This is a genomic window from Escherichia sp. UTM R2, from assembly GCF_048593455.1.
Lineage (GTDB): Bacteria > Pseudomonadota > Gammaproteobacteria > Enterobacterales > Enterobacteriaceae > Escherichia > Escherichia coli.
In genome coordinates, this window is record NZ_JBFWDY010000002.1 from 1,082,186 (window position 1) to 1,101,579 (window position 19,394).

The following is a 19,394-nucleotide window of genomic DNA, read 5'->3' on the forward strand; positions in this document are numbered from 1 at the left end:
TATGTAGTAGCTGGGTCATTTTCAGCATTTTTTATGCCAGACAATGTACATTAACAGCAGAAAGCACCAGTGATGGATGTTTTCTTTTATTCTGTTATATTGCATTTTTATTCACTTTGATTTTGTCAGGCTTGCGGAATTAGCGAGCAGAGAGCGCCGCTCTGTTCACCAATAATCTAAATTACTCATCAAAATGGCTAATATATAATCTTGAAATTATTCTGAGAGTTTCAGAAAATAACAGCTGAAATAATCTCGCGCAGGACTGTAAATAGATTAAATTTTGTGGAAATATAATAAGTGATCGCTTACACTACGCGACGAAATACTTTTTTTGTTTTGGCGTTAAAAGGTTTTCTTTATTATGTCCGTAATGTTACAAAGTTTAAATAACATTCGCACCCTCCGTGCGATGGCTCGCGAATTCTCCATTGACGTTCTTGAAGAAATGCTCGAAAAATTCAGGGTTGTCACTAAAGAAAGACGTGAAGAAGAAGAACAGCAGCAGCGTGAACTGGCAGAGCGCCAGGAAAAAATTAGCACCTGGCTGGAGCTGATGAAAGCTGACGGAATTAACCCGGAAGAGTTATTGGGTAATAGCTCTGCTGCTGCACCACGCGCTGGTAAAAAACGCCAGCCGCGTCCGGCGAAATATAAATTCACCGATGTTAACGGTGAAACTAAAACCTGGACCGGTCAGGGCCGTACACCGAAGCCAATTGCTCAGGCGCTGGCAGAAGGTAAATCTCTCGACGATTTCCTGATCTAATTACTGAGGCCGGATGTCGCTGCTAGGGCGCGTCCGGCGTCGCTTCTCAAGCTCGTTGGTTCCACGGCATCTTATCTAACAACCTTGCCATTCCACAAAAACCGCTGATTCCTGCAAACAGTAACCCGGCACCAACAAAGCCACTTAATAAGAAGAAACCGCTATTTACGGTATAACCCAGTACAACGCCGATTAATATTAAACCACCCGCAGCGATCTGCACCTGGCGCATTAACGGCAAGGGTTGAGATTTATTTACCGCTACTGGCAATCCTGCTTTTTTCCAGCCATCAATCCCATCTTCGAGTAAAAAGATTTCTGCGGGGGCGGCAATCGCTGCTAATTTATCGGCATTATTACTGGTGCGTTTACCTGCCTGGCAGTGGAATATAATTTGCTCGTGACGTAATTTAGCCGGAAGACCTGACTGTTCCAGCACGGATAATGGAGCCAGATCTGCTTCAGGAATATGTTCACGAAGATATTCATCAGCATCACGAATATCGATTAACTTTGCGCCGCGTGCGATTAATTCTTGTGCATCATGCGGCGAAATGGTTGTCAAAGCCATAGTGACTCCTTACGGACAATAGACATTTTTCAGGGTGGCGATAATGGCATTTACCGCCTCATTTTTAATGGAATATAGAATGCGTTGGGCATCCCGTTGGCTGTCGATAAGCCCTTCGTCCCGCATACGAGCGAGATGCTGTGATGTCGCAGAGGCACTCAGTCCGGTAATGCGCGTCAGCTCTCCCGCGCTGGTGCCGGGGGAACCGCTAAGCATGCACAGAATCAGCAATCGTTTAGGGTGGCTCATTGCTTTCAATAAGGCCGCTGCCTGTTCGGCACTGGCCTGTAATTGCGCGAGTTCAGTCATATTTATTTAAGTATTTTCTAAATTAAGTAAACTCTAAACTAAAAATGCAACATATACCAGCCTCAGCAGCGTAAATGAGAGTAAAAGCGTAAGCTGAAACTGGCAGGCTCCGCTAAAATTACTACGCTTAAGAGATAAAATCTCTTTTTAAACAATGAGTAATTTTCTTATAGGGAGTACATATGGGTTTCTGGAGAATCGTCATCACCATCATTCTGCCGCCGCTCGGCGTGCTGCTCGGTAAAGGGTTCGGTTGGGCGTTCATTATTAATATTCTGTTGACACTGCTTGGGTATATCCCCGGTTTGATTCACGCGTTCTGGGTGCAAACCCGCGATTAAACCTGTGCTCATCCCCGCGGCGTTAACGCGCCGCGTTCCTCTGCTACACTTTCTGAGTGTTTCCGTTAACGAATGAGGTAGCTATGGGTCTGTTCAATTTTGTGAAAGATGCCGGAGAAAAACTCTGGGACGCGGTTACAGGTCAGCACGATAAAGACGATCAGGCGAAGAAGGTGCAGGAGCATCTGAACAAAACCGGTATACCGGATGCCGATAAAGTGAATATTCAAATTGCCGACGGCAAAGCGACGGTCACTGGTGACGGCCTGAGTCAGGAGGCGAAGGAGAAAATCCTTGTTGCGGTGGGGAATATTTCCGGTATTGCCAGTGTCGATGATCAGGTGAAAACGGCGACACCAGCCACTGCCAGCCAGTTTTATACCGTTAAGTCTGGCGACACTCTGAGTGCCATTTCCAAACAGGTCTACGGTAACGCTAATCTGTACAATAAAATCTTCGAAGCGAATAAACCGATGCTAAAAAGCCCGGATAAAATTTATCCGGGGCAAGTGTTGCGTATTCCGGAAGAGTAGTTAATTGCCAGCCATCGCCTGCTGGATAATGGGAATTGGCGTCAGTAAATGCTGGCGCATTAACTCACTGGCGCGCGCGGTATCTCGCGCCAGTACCGCCGCAGTCAGGGTCTGGTGCTGATCGTGTTTATCCTCCAGCATTTCCACCGAAAGCACCGTTCGCCGCAGCCAGATAAATCGATAACGCGCCGCCAGATCAAACAACCGTTCACGCATTTGCAGCAAATAGTGAGAACCACAGCCCGCCACAATTGCTGTATGAAACGCCTGATGACGCAGATCCCACTCATCAAGCATTTTCTCGCTGGCGTCACAGGCCTCCAGCTTACTCAGCAGATGCGCTTTTGCGAGAACGTCTGCCTCCCATTCATCGCCACCGCGGGCAATCGCCAGACTGACCAGCATCGCTTCCATATTGGCGCGGGCGTCGAAAATATCGAGCAGCTCCTGCTCTGACATAGACGCCACCCGATACCCTTTTTGATTCACCACCGTGACCAGCCGTTCCGCCACCAGTTGCGAAAGAGCTTCCCGTAACGGCCCAACGCCAAGTGCATAACGCGATGTCAGCAAACTCATTCGTAATTTTTCATCCGGTTGAAAATTACCGCGAATAATATCGTTCTTCAGCCAGCGATAGCCATCCAGAGACGTAATGGTCATGGTGTGACTCCTGATCATTATCAGCGCGTATTATGAACGGGTGTTTTTTGCCACAATACCAGCTTTTTCCAGCGCGCCATAATCGGCACGGTACAGATAATCCCTATCGCTAATAAGCCGGTAGAGATCACTTCTAACTGTTGCGCCGGGCGGAATAGCATCACTACCAACACAAAGGTAATAAAGCCTATTACCAGCCAGGTGAGCCACGGGTAAAGCCACATGCGCAAGCGAATTTCGCTTCCTTCTGCTCGCAGAATTTTACGCATCCGCAACTGTGAAACGGCGATGACTAAATAAACCAGCAGGGCGATAGCACCGGAGCTGTCTATCAGGAATTTAAACACTTTCGCAGGTGCGTAATAGTTCACCACCACCGTTAAAAATGCCGCTCCGGTGGAGAGTAACACCGCCACATACGGGGTTTTACTGCGGTTGATTTTGCCCATTACCGCGGGCGCATCACCGCGACGGCTTAAGGAGTAGAGCATCCTTGACGCGGTATACAGCGCCGAGTTCAGACAGCTGGTTACGGAAAGTAATATCACGCAGTCCATGATTAATTTTGCATGGGGAATATTGAGCAATTCCAGAACCGAGCGATAAGAACCAACGGCTTTCAGCCCCGGCATATTCCACGGTATTAACGCCACTACGACAAAAATAGAGCACAAATAGAAGATAGAAATACGCCAGATAACCGAGTTGGTAGCGCGGACAATATGTTTTTCCGGCGTGTCGGATTCCGCGGCGGCAATGGTGACAATTTCTGCGCCCATAAACGAGAACATGGTGATCAACATCGCGCTTAATACCGCACCGAAGCCGTTGGGCATAAAGCCGCCGCTATCCCACAATCTTGAGATCCCGCTCACGTCGGCATACGGGTAAAAACCGCTAATTGCGACTGCACCAAGGAAAATAAAGGCCAGGATAGCGATGACTTTGCACAGTGCCAGCCAGAACTCAAATTCGCCGTAGTTTTTAACGCTTAATAAATTACTGCCAGTTAAGGCGAGGGTAATGACGAGGGAAAATAACCAGATGGGAATGCCTGGAACCCACGAGTGCAGGATCATAGCGGCGATGTTGGCTTCCAGTGGGATAACCAGTACCCAAAACCACCAGTACAACCAGCCGATGGTATAGCCCGCCCAGCGACCAATGGCTTTATCGGCATAGGTGGAAAACGAACCGGTATCGGGCGTGGCAACCGCCATTTCCGCCAACATCCGCATAATCATAACCACCAGTAATCCGGCGAACAGATAGGCCAGTAATACCGCCGGGCCCGCTTCGGCGATGGCGACGCTGGAACCGACAAACAGACTTGCGCCGATAACACCGGCAATAGACAACATGGTGACGTGGCGTGACTTCAGCCCGCCGCCTAACTCATGTGGTTGCGATGATTGCCCCATCCTGAATCCTCTCGAAAGTGTGTCACTTGGGAGAGCGCCCCGACATTTCCCGCGCCGGGTCACGCGTATAATTGTTATTGATTCTTTTTGCCGGAGAGCGGCTCCGCCTTACCCGGCCAACATAGATTTCTTCCTGTTCACGTACAGATTGTCGGATGCGGCGTAAACGCCTTATCCGACCTGGATCCCCGTAGGCCGGACAAGACGCGCAGCGTCGCCTCCGGCATAGGAGCGGCGCTACTGCTTCGCCTCATCAAAACACTGGCTGATGATCTCCAGACCCTGACGGATCTGAGCGTCTTCAATGGTGAGCGGTACAAGGATGCGCAGCACGTTGTAATACGGGCCGCAGGAGAGAAGAATCAGGCCTTTATCGCGGGCGCGAGCCACGATCTCGGCGGTGAGTTTGGCGTCCGGCTTGTTGTGATCGCCGTCTTCAAACAGCTCAATGGCGATCATCGCCCCCAGCCCGCGTACGTCGCCGATCTCCGGGTGTTTTTCGGCTATCGCCAGCAATCCGTCTTTCAACTTCTGCCCCAGATCGTTGGCTTTTTGCAGCAGATTTTCCTGCTCAAACACCTTCAACACTTCCAGCGCAGCCACGCAGGCAATCGGGTTACCCGCATAGGTGCCGCCCAGACCGCCTGGAGCGACGGCATCCATTACTTCCGCGCGCCCGGTGACGCCCGCCAGCGGGAAGCCGCCCGCGATCGATTTCGCAAAGGTGGTAAGATCCGGCGCAACGCCCATCTGCTCCATCGCAAACAGCGTGCCGGTACGCCCCGCGCCGCTCTGCACTTCATCGGCAATCAGCATGATCCCGTGCTCGTCACACAGAGCGCGTAAACGCTGCATAAAGGCTGGCGACGAGGCGTAGAAACCGCCTTCGCCCTGAACCGGCTCAATCACGATGGCGGCGATATCTTCCGGCGCGGCATCATTTTTGAAGATCCGGTGGATGCTGGCGATAGCGTCATCCTCGCTTATGCCGTGCAGCGGGCAAGGATAAAGCGCGCGATAAACATGACCCGGCATCAGCCCCATGCCCGCAGAGTACGGATTCACCTTGCCGGTCAGCGCCAGCGTGTAATGCGTGCGCCCGTGATACGCGCCGCTAAAAGCGATGGTGCCGCTACGTTTGGTGGCGGCGCGGGCGATTTTCACCGCGTTTTCCACCGCTTCAGAACCTGTGGTGACCAGCAGCGTTTTCTTGGCAAAATTGCCTGGCACCTTCTGATTCATAATCTCGCACAGCTCCAGATACGGCTCGTAGGCCAGCACCTGGAAGCAGGTGTGCGACAGTTTTTTCAACTGCGCTTCCACCGCAGCCACCACTTTCGGATGCAAGTGCCCGGTATTGAGCACCGCAATCCCGCCCGCGAAATCAAGATACTCACGGCCTTCAACGTCCCACACCCGGCAGTTTTCCGCGCGGTCAGCGAAAATCGGGTGAATTTGCCCAACACCACGGGGAATCGCCTGACTGCGGCGCTGCATTAACTCTTTATTGCTGCTCATTCGCGTTCTCCAGTTAAAGACCGATGCACATATATTTGATTTCTAAGTAATCTTCGATGCCATACTTCGAACCTTCACGACCCAGACCCGAGGCTTTAATGCCGCCGAACGGGGCCACTTCATTGGAAATGATGCCGGTATTGATGCCGACGATGCCGTACTCCAGCGCTTCGCCCACGCGGAAGACGCGGCTTAAATCACGGGCGTAGAAATAGGCGGCAAGGCCAAACTCGGTGTCATTGGCTTGCGCAATCACATCGGCTTCATCTTTAAAACGGAACAGTGGGGCGAGGGGGCCGAACGTCTCTTCTTTCGACACTTTGGCGTTGGCTGGAACGTCCACCAGAATGGTCGGCTGGAAGAAGTTGCCGCCGCGTTCATCCGCTTTACCGCCGCAAACCACACGCGCACCTTTCTCCAGCGCATCGGCAATATGCTCTTCCACTTTTGCTACCGCTTTTTCATCGATCAGCGGCCCGATGGTGACGCCTTTATCCAGCCCGTCGCCGATGTGCAGTTTGCTCACCGCCTGCTGTAATTTTTCGGCAAAGCGGTCATACACGCCGTCCTGCACGTATAAACGGTTGGCGCAGACGCAGGTTTGCCCGGCGTTGCGGAATTTCGAGGCCAGTGCGCCTTCCACGGCTTTGTCGAGATCGGCATCATCAAAGACGATAAACGGCGCGTTGCCGCCCAGCTCCAGCGACACTTTCTTGATGTCTTTCGCGCACTGTTCCATTAACTGGCGGCCAATTTCGGTCGAACCGGTAAACGACAGTTTGCGCACCAGCGGGTTGCTGGTCAGTTCGTTACCCACCGCGCCCGCCGAACCGGTGACCACGTTAAATACGCCAGCCGGAATGCCCGCGCGAATCGCCAGCTCCGCCAGCGCCAGCGCAGAGAACGGCGTCTGACTGGCGGGTTTCAGCACCATCGTGCAGCCTGCCGCCAGCGCCGGACCGGCTTTACGGGTAATCATCGCCGCCGGGAAGTTCCACGGCGTGATGGCGGCGGTAACGCCAATCGGCTGCTTGATAACAATCAGGCGCTTATCGGCCTGATGACCGGGAATGGTGTCGCCATAAATGCGTTTGCCTTCTTCGGCAAACCACTCAATAAAGGAAGCGGCGTAGCTGATTTCGCCTTTCGCTTCAGCCAGCGGTTTACCCTGTTCGAGGGTCATCAGGCGCGCTAAATCGTCCTGATGCTCCATCATCAAATTGAACCAGTTGCGCAGAATGGTGGCGCGTTCTTTGGCGGTGAGCGCGCGCCAGGCTGGCAGGGCGCGGTTGGCGGCGTCGATAGCGGCGCGGGTTTCATCCGCGCCCATTTTCGGCACGCTACCCAGCTTGTCGCCGTTCGCCGGATTGGTGACGTCGATGACCTCGCCATTGTTGGCGTCCAGCCATTCCCCGTTAATCAACGCCTGCTGGCGGAATAAGTTACTGTCGTTAAGTTTCATTGTTACGTCCTGTTTTCAAAGGTTATTGATTAAATGCGGCGTGTAAGGCATCCACACTACGTGCCGCTCGCAGCGTGCGTCCGGGGTTACTCTGGCTTGCCAACAGCGTTTGTACCTTGCTGACAATATGCGCACCAATAGGAATTGCTGATGTCGCTGCCGGGGAGGGCGCATTGCAGGTGTGGATCGTGCGCGGGGTGGTGACAAACAGAAAATCGTCAATCAGCTTGCCGTCCGGCGATACCGCCTGCGCCCGCACACCGGCGGGCCAGGGCTGGAGATCGCTTAACGAAAGCCGGGGACAATACTTTTGCACCAGCCGCAGATAGCCGCTTTTGCACAGCGAGTTTTTCATCTCGCCCAGTCCTGAGCGTAGATGGTTTTGCAGCACCCGGCGAATCCCCGACGAGCCCAAAATTTCCAGCGTGTCGCTAAATGAGAAGTCGCGCTTGCGATAGCCTTCACGTTTGAAAGCCAGCACCGCGTTTGGCCCGACGGTCACGCTGCCGTCGATCATGCGGGTGAGATGCACGCCCAAAAACGGCATTGCCGGGTCGGGGATGGGGTAAATCAGGTGGTTAACAATCTGGTTATGCTCCGGCGCAAGGCGGAAATACTCGCCACGGAACGGGCAGATGATAAAGCCCGGTTCGAGTCCGAGCATTTTCACCAGCCGGTCAGCCATCAGCCCGGAACAGCTAATCAGCGTCGATGCTTCATATTCACCGCCCTGACGGGTACGTATCACCACGCCGTTTTTATGCTCATTAAGGGCGCTGACTTCGGCGTTATAAATAATCTCGCCGCCTCTGTCCTGAAAGATTTTTGCCATCGCCGCTGTCACTTCGCGGTAGCTGACAATGCCGCTGGACGGCACAAAAATACCGCCGAGCCCGGTGATATTCGGTTCGCGCTCGCGCAGTTCGTCGGCGTTTAGCCATTCGCGCTCGATACCGTTCGCCGCTGTGCGTTCCCATAAGGCGCGCATCCGTTCCATTTCGAGCGGAGACGTGGCGACCAGCATCTTGCCGCAGTTGTCAAAGCGAATGCCGTTTTGATCGCAAAAGGCTTTAGTGGCGCGGTTTCCCGCCAGGCAAAACTGTGCCTTCAGGCTACCGGGCGTGTAATAGACCCCGGCATGGATTACGCCGCTGTTGTGGCCCGTCTGGTGACAGGCCGGGCCGGACTCTTTTTCCAGCAACGCAATGCGGGCATCCGGATAGACATCAATCAGTTGCATGGCGGTCGACATGCCGATGATGCCGCCGCCAATAATCACAAAATCATACATCCGCTCAATTCCTTTGCGCTTACTGATGCGTCTGGTAGTGGTTAGAGGCGTAAGCGAAATAGCCACGCTGACGCATCAGTTCACGGCGCAGATCCGGGTGCGGAGTAAAGCGGTCGCGACCGTGCAGCCAGAACAGGTTGTTTATCAACAGGAATTTGCCAACGGGAACGGGTACAGAAAGAATGCCTTTGCTGGTTTCAATGGCATCGGAAAGCTCGCTCAACCACACGCCTTCTTCAAAATCTTTTGGCTGGACGAACTGGTCGATATAGCGCATCACCGGGCGACCCTGTTGATCAACGTCGAACACTGGATGGAAAACATCTTTGCTGACGTTTTTGCTCGGCGGCGCGGCAAAGCGCATCGGGCGACGCGCCAGTGGATGGCGGAAATAGTGGTCCAGATGTTCCCAGTCATCGAGATGCAGCAGCAACGAATTTCCACCCTGCATGTTTTGCTCATCGATTTTCATCATCAGCACGTAATCGGTGATCTCTTCGACATACGTGCCGTCGTTGTGCAGTTCCATCACGCGGTGCGGCTGACGCAGATAGCTGTCTGAGTTATCGATATTTTTCACCACGAAACGCGCGTAATACTGACCGCTCATCGCATCGAAATTTGAGCGACCAATCAGATGCGCTACCGCCGTTGCCAGCTTCACCATCTCATCTGCCTGCGCCACATCATCGATACCCACCGCATTGATCAACAGCGCACCTTCAGCACGGTTTAGCAGGGTCTTCAACAGCAATGGTTGCAGCTGATTCGCACACAGATCGTCAAGAATTTTGCCTACCCGAAAACGCAGAAAGGATTTGTACTCCAGCGCCTGTACGGGCCATTCGGCAACCTGTTCGAGAAACTGTTTGGTCGTCTGTTCGGTGAAGGTAAGTTCCAGCAGACGCGGGGATTGCGCCGACGGGATGAAAGTGAATCCGCTATAGTCATGGCCTGAATCGACAGCGTTATTTTGTACGGCGGTCAGTGCATTCATCAGAAGCGATCCTCTTATGAGATGTAGGGTGACATGGCGATGCTCATTTCGTAGCCATAATCTAAAAATATCTACATTTCTGAAAAATGCGCACAAAAGCGACATATTGTTTTCTTATTGTGATCAAAAGCAACAAATTAGTAACATTTAACGTAGGGTATTAAGGCAAAGTGAGACAGGAAATGAATAACTAAAGCAATAGGTTAGGGGGAGTTACCATCAGAGAACAGATTATCTGGTCGATAAAAAACAGTAAATGGCTTCAATGCAAAATGACCGTTAGTAAACTAAACATATTATCTGCCCCGTTTTAGCGGGGCAGATATAACATTAAATTACAAATAGAGATAGTTCAGCGGTTCTCCTGTTTTCCCTAAAAGAAGAGCGCTACGCCCAGGAATATTGATATTTAGAGTTCCGCCTCTAAGCATAAATGCTTTACCAGGGGGGATAATTTTTCGGGTATTAATAATAATGTTAACGCTATTACTCCCCATGTTTTTATATTTTCCAGGTTGCAATTTGTTAGGCCAGGCACCTTCAACTTCTTCGTTTCCTTTATTTATTATAATTAGTCCATCATGAGGAGAGTGATTAATGTTCACAGAATCCCCACGACTAAAGGCCAGAACGTTTTTAGTTGCAAATACACCCTCAAATGCGCTCCATATTCCTGCTTTATCTATATATAATGCGTGGAATTCATTGTAGAGCTGCTGATAGGTAGAGCAACCTTTATTAAGCCACGCCTCATCGCCAACACGCGTCGACCCATCATAATTTTTAATTTCAGTCGTTGATTTTAATACTTGGCCATCCCAGTAAACTAAAGGCCTGCTGAACGGGAGAGCGGCCATATATGCCATTGCTAATTGTTCATCTTGTTGATGGTTAAATAGAAAGTCATTGAAAAGATTGCCATTGTTAGGAAAATCGTGGTTAATGTTAATCAATATCCGTCTTTTTGATGGGATGCTTGAGATTGTGGAACCCGGTTTTGATGCAAGGGTTTGGAGATCGCCACCAAATGAAAAAGCTTTTATCGTCTTCATGAGCAATGAAAAATCAATGGCGCTTAAATCATCTCTTTCATAAAGCAGCGATGACATTTGTTCTTCATCCAACTGACAAGTTACCAGATATTCCATGTAATTCATAACGACTTTTTCATGATATTTTGGGTTAAATAAGTTAGTATTGTGTAATCGCTCATTATAATTTTTAAGCGGTGGGGTTATTGATCTTTCTATTTGTTCATGTTTTGAGTGTTTTGCTGCATCGTAACGTAAGCCTCGTACGCCATATTTTCGCATTTCACGAACGTATTGATTTTGCAGCATAATAACCTGGTCACTTTTGGGGGTTGTTTTAGGCATTCCATTTAAACGATTTCTTTTAATGCATGGAGGTTTTCCCATTCATCCTTAGAAATATTATCTTTACTTGCTTCGAAGTCTTTTGCAGTGAGATGTATATCTTCTGGATGGATTTGTTTACGTTCTTTTGTTACTGGATCTATAGTAAATGGAATCAAAACCTGACCTTGCCAATAGCCAGGGATACCACTTTCTATATCTTTACTGATCTTCGCTCGTATATCAGCAGAGGGATAATCCAGGTCATTTTTACCACTACCCCCGATTCCCATAAAGTTAAAGGTATAATCAGGAATGATATCGATACCAAATTTTTTAGCATCTTTAACCAATGCGATAAAATCCTGCAAATCTCCCATTGGATTGTGGATGGTACAAAGATCTTCGGGTTGATAAGCGTGAAACCAGTAACCTTTTTCTTCTTCGGGAGTTTCTGGTCCGTCGGCACGGAAAGTTGTCACTGGAGGGATTTGTATATACCCATAATGGCAACGTGCAAATTCAGACATATTTTCTCTGATCTGCTGGTAGGTGGCATTAAAAGCATGAAGAATCGCTTCGCCAGGTTTTTTGGGGGTGATGATTTCACATTGTGATTTCTGAACAGCAGTAAGAGATTTACGCTCAAGTGTTTGCCGTAGATGTTCTAGATTGATTAATATTTTAAATGTTTCTTGCTGTCCGGAAGGTGACGTCACGTTAATATTATATACATCGGCTGCCAGCTCATAGTCAGGAATGTTAATAGCATATGCAACATATTTATCTTTTGGGGAAGGTTTGTCAGATATAATGTGGGTGAAATGTTCAGCACGACCATACTGATAAACACCGCTGTTATCACCTCTTTCAATCATTGTATCTCGTTGATAAACCTATGTTTTTCTTTCTCCTATCCTGTCTGGCGCTGTAATGCTACGCTGTGCTGCTTTATTCAACTCTCGGTAAGTTGTATCTGGAGAAAGGGAAATTTTATAATCGTTTTTTAACAGATCATTAATAACTTTTTCTGCGTGAAAAGTTGATATAATTTCTCTGTCTTTTAATCCTTGAGGGTAAACTCCACAAGAATTAATAATATTTGTTATACAGTTTAGATATTCTAATGTATTTAATTTGGAATTTAGATCCCCGTCAGTAATGTTCCATGATAACAATGTGGGGTTGTCGATAGGTAAATTTCTGGGTCCTGGTTTTATAGAAAACATAATAAAGTTCCTCTAATGGTAGAGTAATATGATGTATACGGAAACATAAAAATGTTTAATTGTTGTGAAAGTAATTGCAAACAGATGTCCTACTTTTATCCAATATTTATATGGAAAAGGATAATGCTTAAATCTGTTTTATTAATTATCGATGTGGTCTGGAGAGGCAACTGTCAAAAATCGCTCATACGAAACTAATGATTAGCAGAATAAGATCTATGAAAGAATATATTGCTATACGAAGTTTATTTTTATGGAGTGAAAAGTAACAGATATCATAATGATGCGAAAACTCTTCAGCTAATGTAATAAAGTTATATTATTAGATACAAAATCATTACAAAGTATCATTGAATCGATGATAACTATAGATAGTGCTAATTATTAACATTTGCTTGTTGACTGCGAGTATCGACTTTGCGAATGGAGGCGGTGTCGGGTTTTATGTCGCGTGTAATCACGACCCAAGGTGAATGGGAACGCATAAAAATCTGTTATTTACATCATATGATCATCATGTTTATTGCGTGGTTTATAAGTATTGTTATTGCACACTCAAGGCCCTTTAGCTCAGTGGTTAGAGCAGGCGACTCATAATCGCTTGGTCGCTGGTTCAAGTCCAGCAAGGGCCACCAAATCATTATTTACGTATCAGGAAGAGTTAAGGGTACAAGGGGTACTCGATGGCGGTCTATATTTCATGACTAACGCCATTTCAAGGAAGAAGTGCGGTGGGTGGTTTCGAATGAGGGCTGGTGTTTTGGTACGTGGCACGCCACTGCAATGTATTTATCCATCAGTACTCATTCAAAAGTACCTGGAAAAAATGCCTGCTATGCCAAGCGGGCAAATTGCTTACATGTGGAATTAAGTAATTAACGATAAAGCCAGAGTATTATCATTTATTATACCCCTTCATTTAATCAGGTTAATTACTCAAATCACTGAACTATTCTCTGTTCGCTCACTGATGATAAGTGAGTACCACAACCAATGTATGTAGAACAATGCCGTAGAGTAAGGATGAAATGTCTCTGCCACGCCTTAAACATCTACTACTGACCAGAACACCCGCCGCAGGCAGATGAGTTTTGTGAGCGTTACAGGAGCGTGGCTATGTGATCCTACCCACGTAATATGGACACAGGCCTAAGCGAGGTTCTTGTTTTCAAATTGTTCCGGACTGAGGCCGCCACACCAACTGTGCCGCCGCCACCGATTGTAATCACATTCGATATAATTAAACACCGTTGCCCGCATTATTTCCCGGCTGATAAAGTGTTCTCCATGGATACATTCCACTTTCAGCGAATGAAAGAAGCTTTCCACGCAGGCATTATCGTAGCAGCAACCTTTTGCGCTCATACTTCCACGCAGATTATGCCGCTTCAGTTGCGCCTGATAATCTGCTGAACAGTACTGGCCTCCACGGTCCGTGTGAACGATAACGTTCCGGGGCCTCTTACGCCGCCACAGCGCCATCTGCAGGGCATCGCAGGCCAGTTGCGCCGTCATGCGTGGCGACATTGACCAGCCAATAACGGCACGTGACCACAGGTCAATGACCACTGCCAGATACAGCCAGCCTTCATCTGTACGTAAGTACGTGATGTCTCCTGCCCACTTCTGGTTCGGGCCACTGGCGTAAAAATCCTGCTCCAACAGATTTTCTGACACAGGCAGGCCGTGTGCGCGGTAGCTGACCGGGCTGAACTTCCGGGAGGCCTTTGCCCTCAGTCCCTGACGGCGCAGGCTTGCCGCCACGGTTTTTACGTTAAAGGGGTAACCCTGAGCACGCAGTTCATCCGTCAGGCGTGGGGCACCGTAACGCTGTTTTGACCGGGTAAAAGCCGCGAGGACAACGCTGTCGCAGTGTTGGCGGAACTGCTGACGCGTGCTTATCCTTGTCCGCCGCTGACACCACGTATACCAGCCGCTGCGGGCCACCCGGAGCACGCGGCACATTGCTTTGATGCTGAACTCAGCCTGATGTTTTTCAATAAAGACATACTTCATTTCAGGCGCTTCGCGAAGTATGTCGCGGCCTTTTGGAGGATAGCCAGCTCTTCATCCCGTTCTGCCAGCTGGCGTTTGAGACGTGCAATCTCGGTAGACATCTCCAGTTCACGTTCAGAAGACGTCTGCTGATTTTGCTGTTTACTGCGCCAGTTGTAGAGTTGTGATTCATACAGGCTGAGTTCACGGGCTGCGGCAGTAACACCGATGCGTTCAGCAAGCTTCAGGGCTTCACTGCGAAATTCAGGCGAATGCTGTTTACGGGGTTTTTTACTGGTTGATACTGTTTTTGTCATGTGAGTCACCTCTGACTGAGAGTTTACTCACTTAGCCGCGTGTCCACTATTGCTGGGTAAGATCAGTACAGGCTATGACAAACCATAGTTGTAATTTTTAATGTTTAAAATTCTCCGTTACAGTAGGACATTCCTTGTACATTAAATTCCATCTAAGGTTGAATTTTTAATTTAATAAGGTCGCAATCTAAAATGATGTGTATGGGGTTATTTGTAAGATGATTTTTTATTTTTGATAGTGGTGATTAAGGGAGCGGGTAATGTTTGTCTATTCAAAAATATAGAGATTCAAGGTTGGTAGCAGTTTGGCTTCTTTTATAACCGAAGGGCAGAAAAGCAAGGGGAACTCGAAGAAGCAAGCGCAGCGGCTTCGCAGAGTTAGCCCTTGCTTCTCTTATAATTGGCATTATTCATTCAAGAACAATAGGATCTTCGCTTGTACAAGCGAAGCTATAATAAAAACAATCAATTAATAATTTTAAAAGTATTAAACAAGAACCTATTGACATTCATAAAATACAAGTTATTTATAATGTATGCCATAAATAAAAAGTTTTATGTCATATGTATCCTGCACTATGTGCAGTTAATGTACCACTTGTCCCATAGATGGGAATATTGGAAAGGTTACTTTGTTTTGAAGTAGCCTTTCGTCCTTCAATATTAACGATTACTTATTGCTATTACCAAGTCCAGTCGAATCGAAGAACATCTTTTATCTGAAACGACTCCTAATACCCGGTTAAAGCCACAATATCTCTCGCATACGTAGACCAAAGAAAAATTATGATATTAACTATGTGATTTTTTTTAGTGTTAAGTTGAATAATTAAATACTGGAGAGTTTTCTGTGCACTACCAATTGCTGGTTCATCTGTTCTGCCGCTGATGTTTCTGACGAATCTCCCGGTGACACAGAACTGTCCCTCTCTACCAGCCTTTATTCGACTCAATGTCCGGCTGCTGATACGCAGTTATCCCTTCGTATCAATGACTGACACTTAAACGTAATGCTTTGGTTGCTGGCGTATCTGACAGCTTCTTCGGCGTGAAGGTCGTTGTGTAAGTATACTTCTTGGTTTATTTAGGCTATATAAAACCATGACTATGACTTGCTGTTTTCAGTAAGAGTCTTATCATCCAAAGAATTTATTCTAGAAATTCTTTTTAACTCATTAAGATAATCAACCTCGTTTTCTAAGAACCAATGAAGAACTTTAGAATTGCCAAGTAATTTATTAATATATGACTGGATTATAACGAATTTCAACATATCTGAACCATACTCGGTTTGAAGCTTTTTCGTTTCTTCCGAAGTTGTTGCCATTTCTTGTTCCAGACGAAGTATGGTTTTTTTTATGTCCTTTTTATAGGGAGTGTTTTTCCCTTTATTTACTATCATCGATGCCGGTGTTGCATCCAAGATGCTCATTGCAAATTTTTTACTATAATTATCAAAATTAATCATTGTACCGACTGCTTCAATTTGGCGAATTGGCTTCATTTTCCTCAAAACGTCAAATGTAGCCTTAGGTATAGGTTTATCAGAAAGTTTCGCAATTACACTTGGATCTATGCCGTTCATCACATTCGCTTTATCTTTTATGGCATCAACAGATATGCCCAAAGCAGCACTAAGTTTTTCAATTGATACTTTTGCCAGAGACTTAATTATCATTCTATGTTCTTCAACTACATTTATATGATTCACTTGTTTGTTAGGAGTGAAAGCATCATCTATGCTCGAAAGTATACATGGAGCTTTTTCTATACCTAAGTCTTTTAAAGCCTCAACCCTTAAATGGCCATCAAGTATCTTAGTGACATCTTTATCTTTGTCATAGAATACTATTATTGGTTCAATAATACCTAAGCTTTCGATAGAGGTAACTATTTGATGATATTTATGGCTTCGCTTTACGTTTTCTAATAATTCCTTAGATGGAATTAACTTATTAGTTTCCAGGTAAATAAAATTATCGCCAAAACGTATCTGAATCATTTTAATACCTCTTTGTTTACTGGGGTTAATATCTGAGATGGTAGTTCTGAAAGATTCTCTTGTTCAAGTATATGTTGAAAGCTTTTATTCATCATTATGATGTTAAAAATCTCATTTACTATTAGTAGGTTGGTTTTTATGAATTTTGAGTTGTTATAAACAGATTTATGTTCAGCGATACTATTTTCATAAAGCTCAATCAACTCCTCTGCAGTCATCCTTTTTGATGGTTTGTGATAATAAAATCCGGCTGCTTTTGCACCTTTATTCCCAACTGTTCTTTGATTTAGAATGTGTTTTATCTTTATAATGTCCCGACTTTTTATTAATTTTTTATCATATGCTTCGGTAAGAATATCTTGTGCTTCCTCAGTTTCACATCTTGCAAATTGCACTGCGAGATACAGAGGCAAATTACCCCGTTCGACTGCTGAGAGAAGTTTATGCTCTCCCTTATCAAGTAGCATATTAATACTGCTCACCCAGTTCGATGAATATCCAGTAATCTCACTTATTTCGGAGTCTGAAAGTCCTCTGATTTTCATGTCTTTAATCACCTGTAATAACTCATTAGAACGTGGTCTTCTCCTTGCAATGTTTTCAACTAAACTCATAACGTAAGCATCTTCTTCTGATACATCTCTTATAATTGCTGGAATAATAGTTTCACCTAATGCAACGAGAGCCTCTATTCTCCCTTGACCACAAATTAAAGCATATTTGAAATCGCCTTCATCAATAGCTCTTACGCTTATTGGCTTGCTTAATCCTCTTTTTTTTATGCTTTCCTTTATTTCTTCATGCACTACCTTATTTCTTGTTCGTGGGTTAAGAAATTTTATTTTTGCAATCTCAATTTGAATTATTGGGAATTCATTTTTTTCAGGCAGCATATAGTTCCCTCACTTTCATGCGAGTAATAATTTGTAGAAGTTTATCAAGATTATCAAATCTATAGAGATCTAATCGAATGTTGTTTGTTTCCGTCATGCACATTTTATTATATTCGTTTTCAATCTTTGGTATGATATAAAAATCAAGAGGTGAAATATTTTGTGAATTCATTCGTATAACAATTGTTATGTCTGCTTTCTGTGAGTTATCAAACCGGACTTTCCATCTAAGTTTACCTGATTTCATATGTATGCATTTAGTAACAAGGACGGAAATTAAAAACTCATCATTGATGTAAAGCATTGGGGCATATTTATACTCGTCTATATGACAGTTACTTTTTAAAATTTCACCCTTAAAATCCTCAATTATCTCTGAGTAAAATGATCTTAGTGCTTCATTTATTTTGAGATAGCTGTAATCATGTTCTGGCTTATAACCAATCAAAGTATATGCTCTTAAAAGACCACCAAATCGGGTTCTATAAACAGAAGATGAAGGGCCTGTATCATCTTCATCAATGATAAAGCCTGATAGTTTTCCATTAGATTCTAATTTTTGTTTTAGTTTTTCTAATAGATCTTCATTAGTCAAATGAATGGATTGGAGCTGAATTATTTCTTGAGCTTTATTGTATTTTTTCTTTGAAATAATAGGTTTATATGCCTTGTCACATCTAACCCATTCATGTTTGGGGTTTTTTACAAGCCTACTTTTTAATTTAGATGAGGTTTTGTTATATATGTTGTTTCCAATATATTTTTCATTTGTCAAAATTTGATGTATTTTTGCACGAGTCCATAATGTTCCATTTTCTGCAGGTATGTTCTGTTCATTTAATCTCTCAGCAATAATGAATTCTGGGACGTTATTATCTATAAAGAGATCATATATTCTATTTACAATTTTTATTTCATTTTTTGGTCCCGGAATTAATATTACCCTATCTGTTTGAATACTCTTTCTTTTGCGGAAACTCAATATTTCTTTAGCTATGCCATTTTCGTCTACTAAAAGACGTCTCAGCCCATAACCAGCCATACCGCCTTGATGATAACCAAGCTTTATTAAATTTACTTGCCCTATAAATACCTTTTCAGATAGATTCCTGCTGTGATATGCAGCACTAGATCTTTTTATATTCAGTATAACAGAGGACTCTAAAGGGAAATCTTTAGTGGGTATAGGTTCGGAACAATATATAAGATCTACACCATTTCTCTCAAATAGAAAGGAATAATATGCCGCTTCATCACTATTTTGAAAACGACCAAAACGGCTCACATCATAAAATAATACAGCCTGTATATCTATTTTCTTTTGTTCTACATCGCTAAGTAACTGCTGCAAAGAATGCCTGCCTACGATACTGACTCCGCTCTTACCTGCATCATCGTAGGTATAAGCGATTTCCATATTGTTCTTTTCAGCATAATCTTTGATATATTCGGACTGATTATGTAAAGAATATTGCTGATGGTCGGTAGACATCCTCAAGTACTGCGCGACCCTAACTCTATGATTTTTGTCATTTTCGCTAGCCATGCACGAAACCTCATGGATGATTCAATACAATGTAGTGGATAAAATTGATCAAATTTCAACCGAATTCAACTGTTTTATCATTGATTAGAGCGAATTTGGTAGATCTTCGAGGTGTATGATAATCGAGAAGAGATGTGAATTATTTAGCTGATATGACCGACAGCTTTCGTTATGTGGACTCA

General features: G+C 45.5%; 15 protein-coding genes, 1 tRNA gene and 1 pseudogene. 4 read left to right on the top strand and 13 right to left on the bottom strand.

Features of this window, described 5'->3' with window-relative positions; all coding sequences use genetic code 11:
- Positions 1 to 364: 364 nt before the first annotated feature.
- Positions 365 to 769 carry a DNA-binding protein StpA gene (gene stpA, locus AB4H76_RS06055; protein WP_000115383.1) on the top strand — a complete coding sequence of 135 codons (405 nt, stop codon included), beginning with the start codon at positions 365 to 367 and terminating at the stop codon, positions 767 to 769.
- Between the two features lie 46 nt (positions 770 to 815).
- Here the strand turns inward: stpA and ygaP are convergent, their stop codons facing one another.
- Both ygaP and AB4H76_RS06065 read right to left on the bottom strand, forming a co-directional pair.
- Entirely contained in the window at positions 816 to 1,340 is a 525-nt protein-coding gene (gene ygaP, locus AB4H76_RS06060) for a thiosulfate sulfurtransferase YgaP (protein WP_001229442.1), read from the bottom strand.
- A 9-nt stretch (positions 1,341 to 1,349) separates the two neighbouring features.
- Positions 1,350 to 1,649 carry an ArsR/SmtB family transcription factor gene (locus tag AB4H76_RS06065; protein WP_000137280.1) on the bottom strand — a complete coding sequence of 100 codons (300 nt, stop codon included), beginning with the start codon at positions 1,647 to 1,649 and terminating at the stop codon, positions 1,350 to 1,352.
- Between the two features lie 182 nt (positions 1,650 to 1,831).
- Here AB4H76_RS06065 and AB4H76_RS06070 point away from each other — a divergent pair, with 182 nt between their 5' ends.
- Positions 1,832 to 1,990, top strand: a complete 159-nt coding sequence (locus AB4H76_RS06070) for a YqaE/Pmp3 family membrane protein (protein WP_000508177.1) — start codon at positions 1,832 to 1,834, stop codon at positions 1,988 to 1,990.
- A gap of 83 nt (positions 1,991 to 2,073) precedes the next feature.
- On the top strand, positions 2,074 to 2,523 hold the full coding sequence (gene kbp, locus AB4H76_RS06075) for a potassium binding protein Kbp (protein ID WP_000522415.1): 450 nt from the start codon (positions 2,074 to 2,076) through the stop codon (positions 2,521 to 2,523).
- Here kbp and csiR read toward each other — a convergent pair whose 3' ends face one another.
- The 7 genes and pseudogenes from csiR to AB4H76_RS06110 form a co-directional block, all read right to left on the bottom strand.
- Positions 2,524 to 3,186: a DNA-binding transcriptional regulator CsiR gene (gene csiR, locus AB4H76_RS06080; RefSeq protein ID WP_000156811.1), complete on the bottom strand. Its 663-nt coding sequence runs from the start codon at positions 3,184 to 3,186 to the stop codon at positions 2,524 to 2,526.
- A 20-nt stretch (positions 3,187 to 3,206) separates the two neighbouring features.
- A complete protein-coding gene (gabP, locus tag AB4H76_RS06085) occupies positions 3,207 to 4,607 on the bottom strand; it encodes a GABA permease (RefSeq protein WP_001301367.1) in 1,401 nt (466 codons plus the stop codon).
- A gap of 237 nt (positions 4,608 to 4,844) precedes the next feature.
- Entirely contained in the window at positions 4,845 to 6,125 is a 1,281-nt protein-coding gene (gabT, locus tag AB4H76_RS06090) for a 4-aminobutyrate--2-oxoglutarate transaminase (RefSeq protein WP_000097662.1), read from the bottom strand.
- A 13-nt stretch (positions 6,126 to 6,138) separates the two neighbouring features.
- A complete protein-coding gene (gabD, locus tag AB4H76_RS06095) occupies positions 6,139 to 7,587 on the bottom strand; it encodes an NADP-dependent succinate-semialdehyde dehydrogenase (RefSeq protein ID WP_000772876.1) in 1,449 nt (482 codons plus the stop codon).
- A 22-nt stretch (positions 7,588 to 7,609) separates the two neighbouring features.
- A complete protein-coding gene (gene lhgO / locus AB4H76_RS06100; protein WP_000271943.1) occupies positions 7,610 to 8,878 on the bottom strand; it encodes an L-2-hydroxyglutarate oxidase in 1,269 nt (422 codons plus the stop codon).
- Positions 8,879 to 8,897: 19 nt separating this feature from the next.
- Complete coding sequence (glaH, locus tag AB4H76_RS06105; RefSeq protein ID WP_001400873.1) at positions 8,898 to 9,875, bottom strand: glutarate dioxygenase GlaH; 978 nt, start codon at positions 9,873 to 9,875, stop codon at positions 8,898 to 8,900.
- A 335-nt stretch (positions 9,876 to 10,210) separates the two neighbouring features.
- Positions 10,211 to 12,459: pseudogene (locus AB4H76_RS06110) on the bottom strand (alpha-amylase family glycosyl hydrolase).
- Between the two features lie 559 nt (positions 12,460 to 13,018).
- Here AB4H76_RS06110 and AB4H76_RS06115 point away from each other — a divergent pair.
- Positions 13,019 to 13,094: transfer RNA gene (locus tag AB4H76_RS06115), tRNA-Ile, on the top strand.
- A 514-nt stretch (positions 13,095 to 13,608) separates the two neighbouring features.
- On the opposite strand, the gene AB4H76_RS06120 is transcribed toward AB4H76_RS06115, so the two are convergent.
- The 4 genes from AB4H76_RS06120 to AB4H76_RS06135 form a co-directional block, all read right to left on the bottom strand.
- A protein-coding gene (locus AB4H76_RS06120) for an IS3-like element IS3 family transposase (RefSeq protein WP_085947771.1) occupies positions 13,609 to 14,771 on the bottom strand; the annotation gives its coding sequence in 2 pieces (ribosomal slippage) (positions 13,609 to 14,510 and positions 14,510 to 14,771; 1,164 coding nt in all).
- A gap of 1,105 nt (positions 14,772 to 15,876) precedes the next feature.
- On the bottom strand, positions 15,877 to 16,773 hold the full coding sequence (locus tag AB4H76_RS06125; RefSeq protein ID WP_000614783.1) for a ParB/RepB/Spo0J family partition protein: 897 nt from the start codon (positions 16,771 to 16,773) through the stop codon (positions 15,877 to 15,879).
- On the bottom strand, positions 16,770 to 17,666 hold the full coding sequence (locus AB4H76_RS06130; protein WP_000936465.1) for a ParB/RepB/Spo0J family partition protein: 897 nt from the start codon (positions 17,664 to 17,666) through the stop codon (positions 16,770 to 16,772). Before AB4H76_RS06130 ends, AB4H76_RS06125 begins: the two co-directional genes overlap by 4 nt.
- Positions 17,656 to 19,212: a recombinase family protein gene (locus AB4H76_RS06135; protein ID WP_341514714.1), complete on the bottom strand. Its 1,557-nt coding sequence runs from the start codon at positions 19,210 to 19,212 to the stop codon at positions 17,656 to 17,658. The genes AB4H76_RS06130 and AB4H76_RS06135 overlap by 11 nt, the downstream gene beginning before the upstream one ends.
- Between the last annotated feature and the right edge of the window lie 182 nt (positions 19,213 to 19,394).

Bases quoted from the DNA above. Each gene is read 5' to 3' on its own strand.
- stpA (WP_000115383.1), top strand. From the start codon at position 365: ATGTCCGTAATGTTACAAAGTTTAAATAACATTCGCACCCTCCGTGCG.
- ygaP (WP_001229442.1), bottom strand. From the start codon at position 1,340: ATGGCTTTGACAACCATTTCGCCGCATGATGCACAAGAATTAATCGCA.
- AB4H76_RS06065 (WP_000137280.1), bottom strand. From the start codon at position 1,649: ATGACTGAACTCGCGCAATTACAGGCCAGTGCCGAACAGGCAGCGGCC.
- AB4H76_RS06070 (WP_000508177.1), top strand. From the start codon at position 1,832: ATGGGTTTCTGGAGAATCGTCATCACCATCATTCTGCCGCCGCTCGGC.
- kbp (WP_000522415.1), top strand. From the start codon at position 2,074: ATGGGTCTGTTCAATTTTGTGAAAGATGCCGGAGAAAAACTCTGGGAC.
- csiR (WP_000156811.1), bottom strand. From the start codon at position 3,186: ATGACCATTACGTCTCTGGATGGCTATCGCTGGCTGAAGAACGATATT.
- gabP (WP_001301367.1), bottom strand. From the start codon at position 4,607: ATGGGGCAATCATCGCAACCACATGAGTTAGGCGGCGGGCTGAAGTCA.
- gabT (WP_000097662.1), bottom strand. From the start codon at position 6,125: ATGAGCAGCAATAAAGAGTTAATGCAGCGCCGCAGTCAGGCGATTCCC.
- gabD (WP_000772876.1), bottom strand. From the start codon at position 7,587: ATGAAACTTAACGACAGTAACTTATTCCGCCAGCAGGCGTTGATTAAC.
- lhgO (WP_000271943.1), bottom strand. From the start codon at position 8,878: ATGTATGATTTTGTGATTATTGGCGGCGGCATCATCGGCATGTCGACC.
- glaH (WP_001400873.1), bottom strand. From the start codon at position 9,875: ATGAATGCACTGACCGCCGTACAAAATAACGCTGTCGATTCAGGCCAT.
- AB4H76_RS06125 (WP_000614783.1), bottom strand. From the start codon at position 16,773: ATGATTCAGATACGTTTTGGCGATAATTTTATTTACCTGGAAACTAAT.
- AB4H76_RS06130 (WP_000936465.1), bottom strand. From the start codon at position 17,666: ATGCTGCCTGAAAAAAATGAATTCCCAATAATTCAAATTGAGATTGCA.
- AB4H76_RS06135 (WP_341514714.1), bottom strand. From the start codon at position 19,212: ATGGCTAGCGAAAATGACAAAAATCATAGAGTTAGGGTCGCGCAGTAC.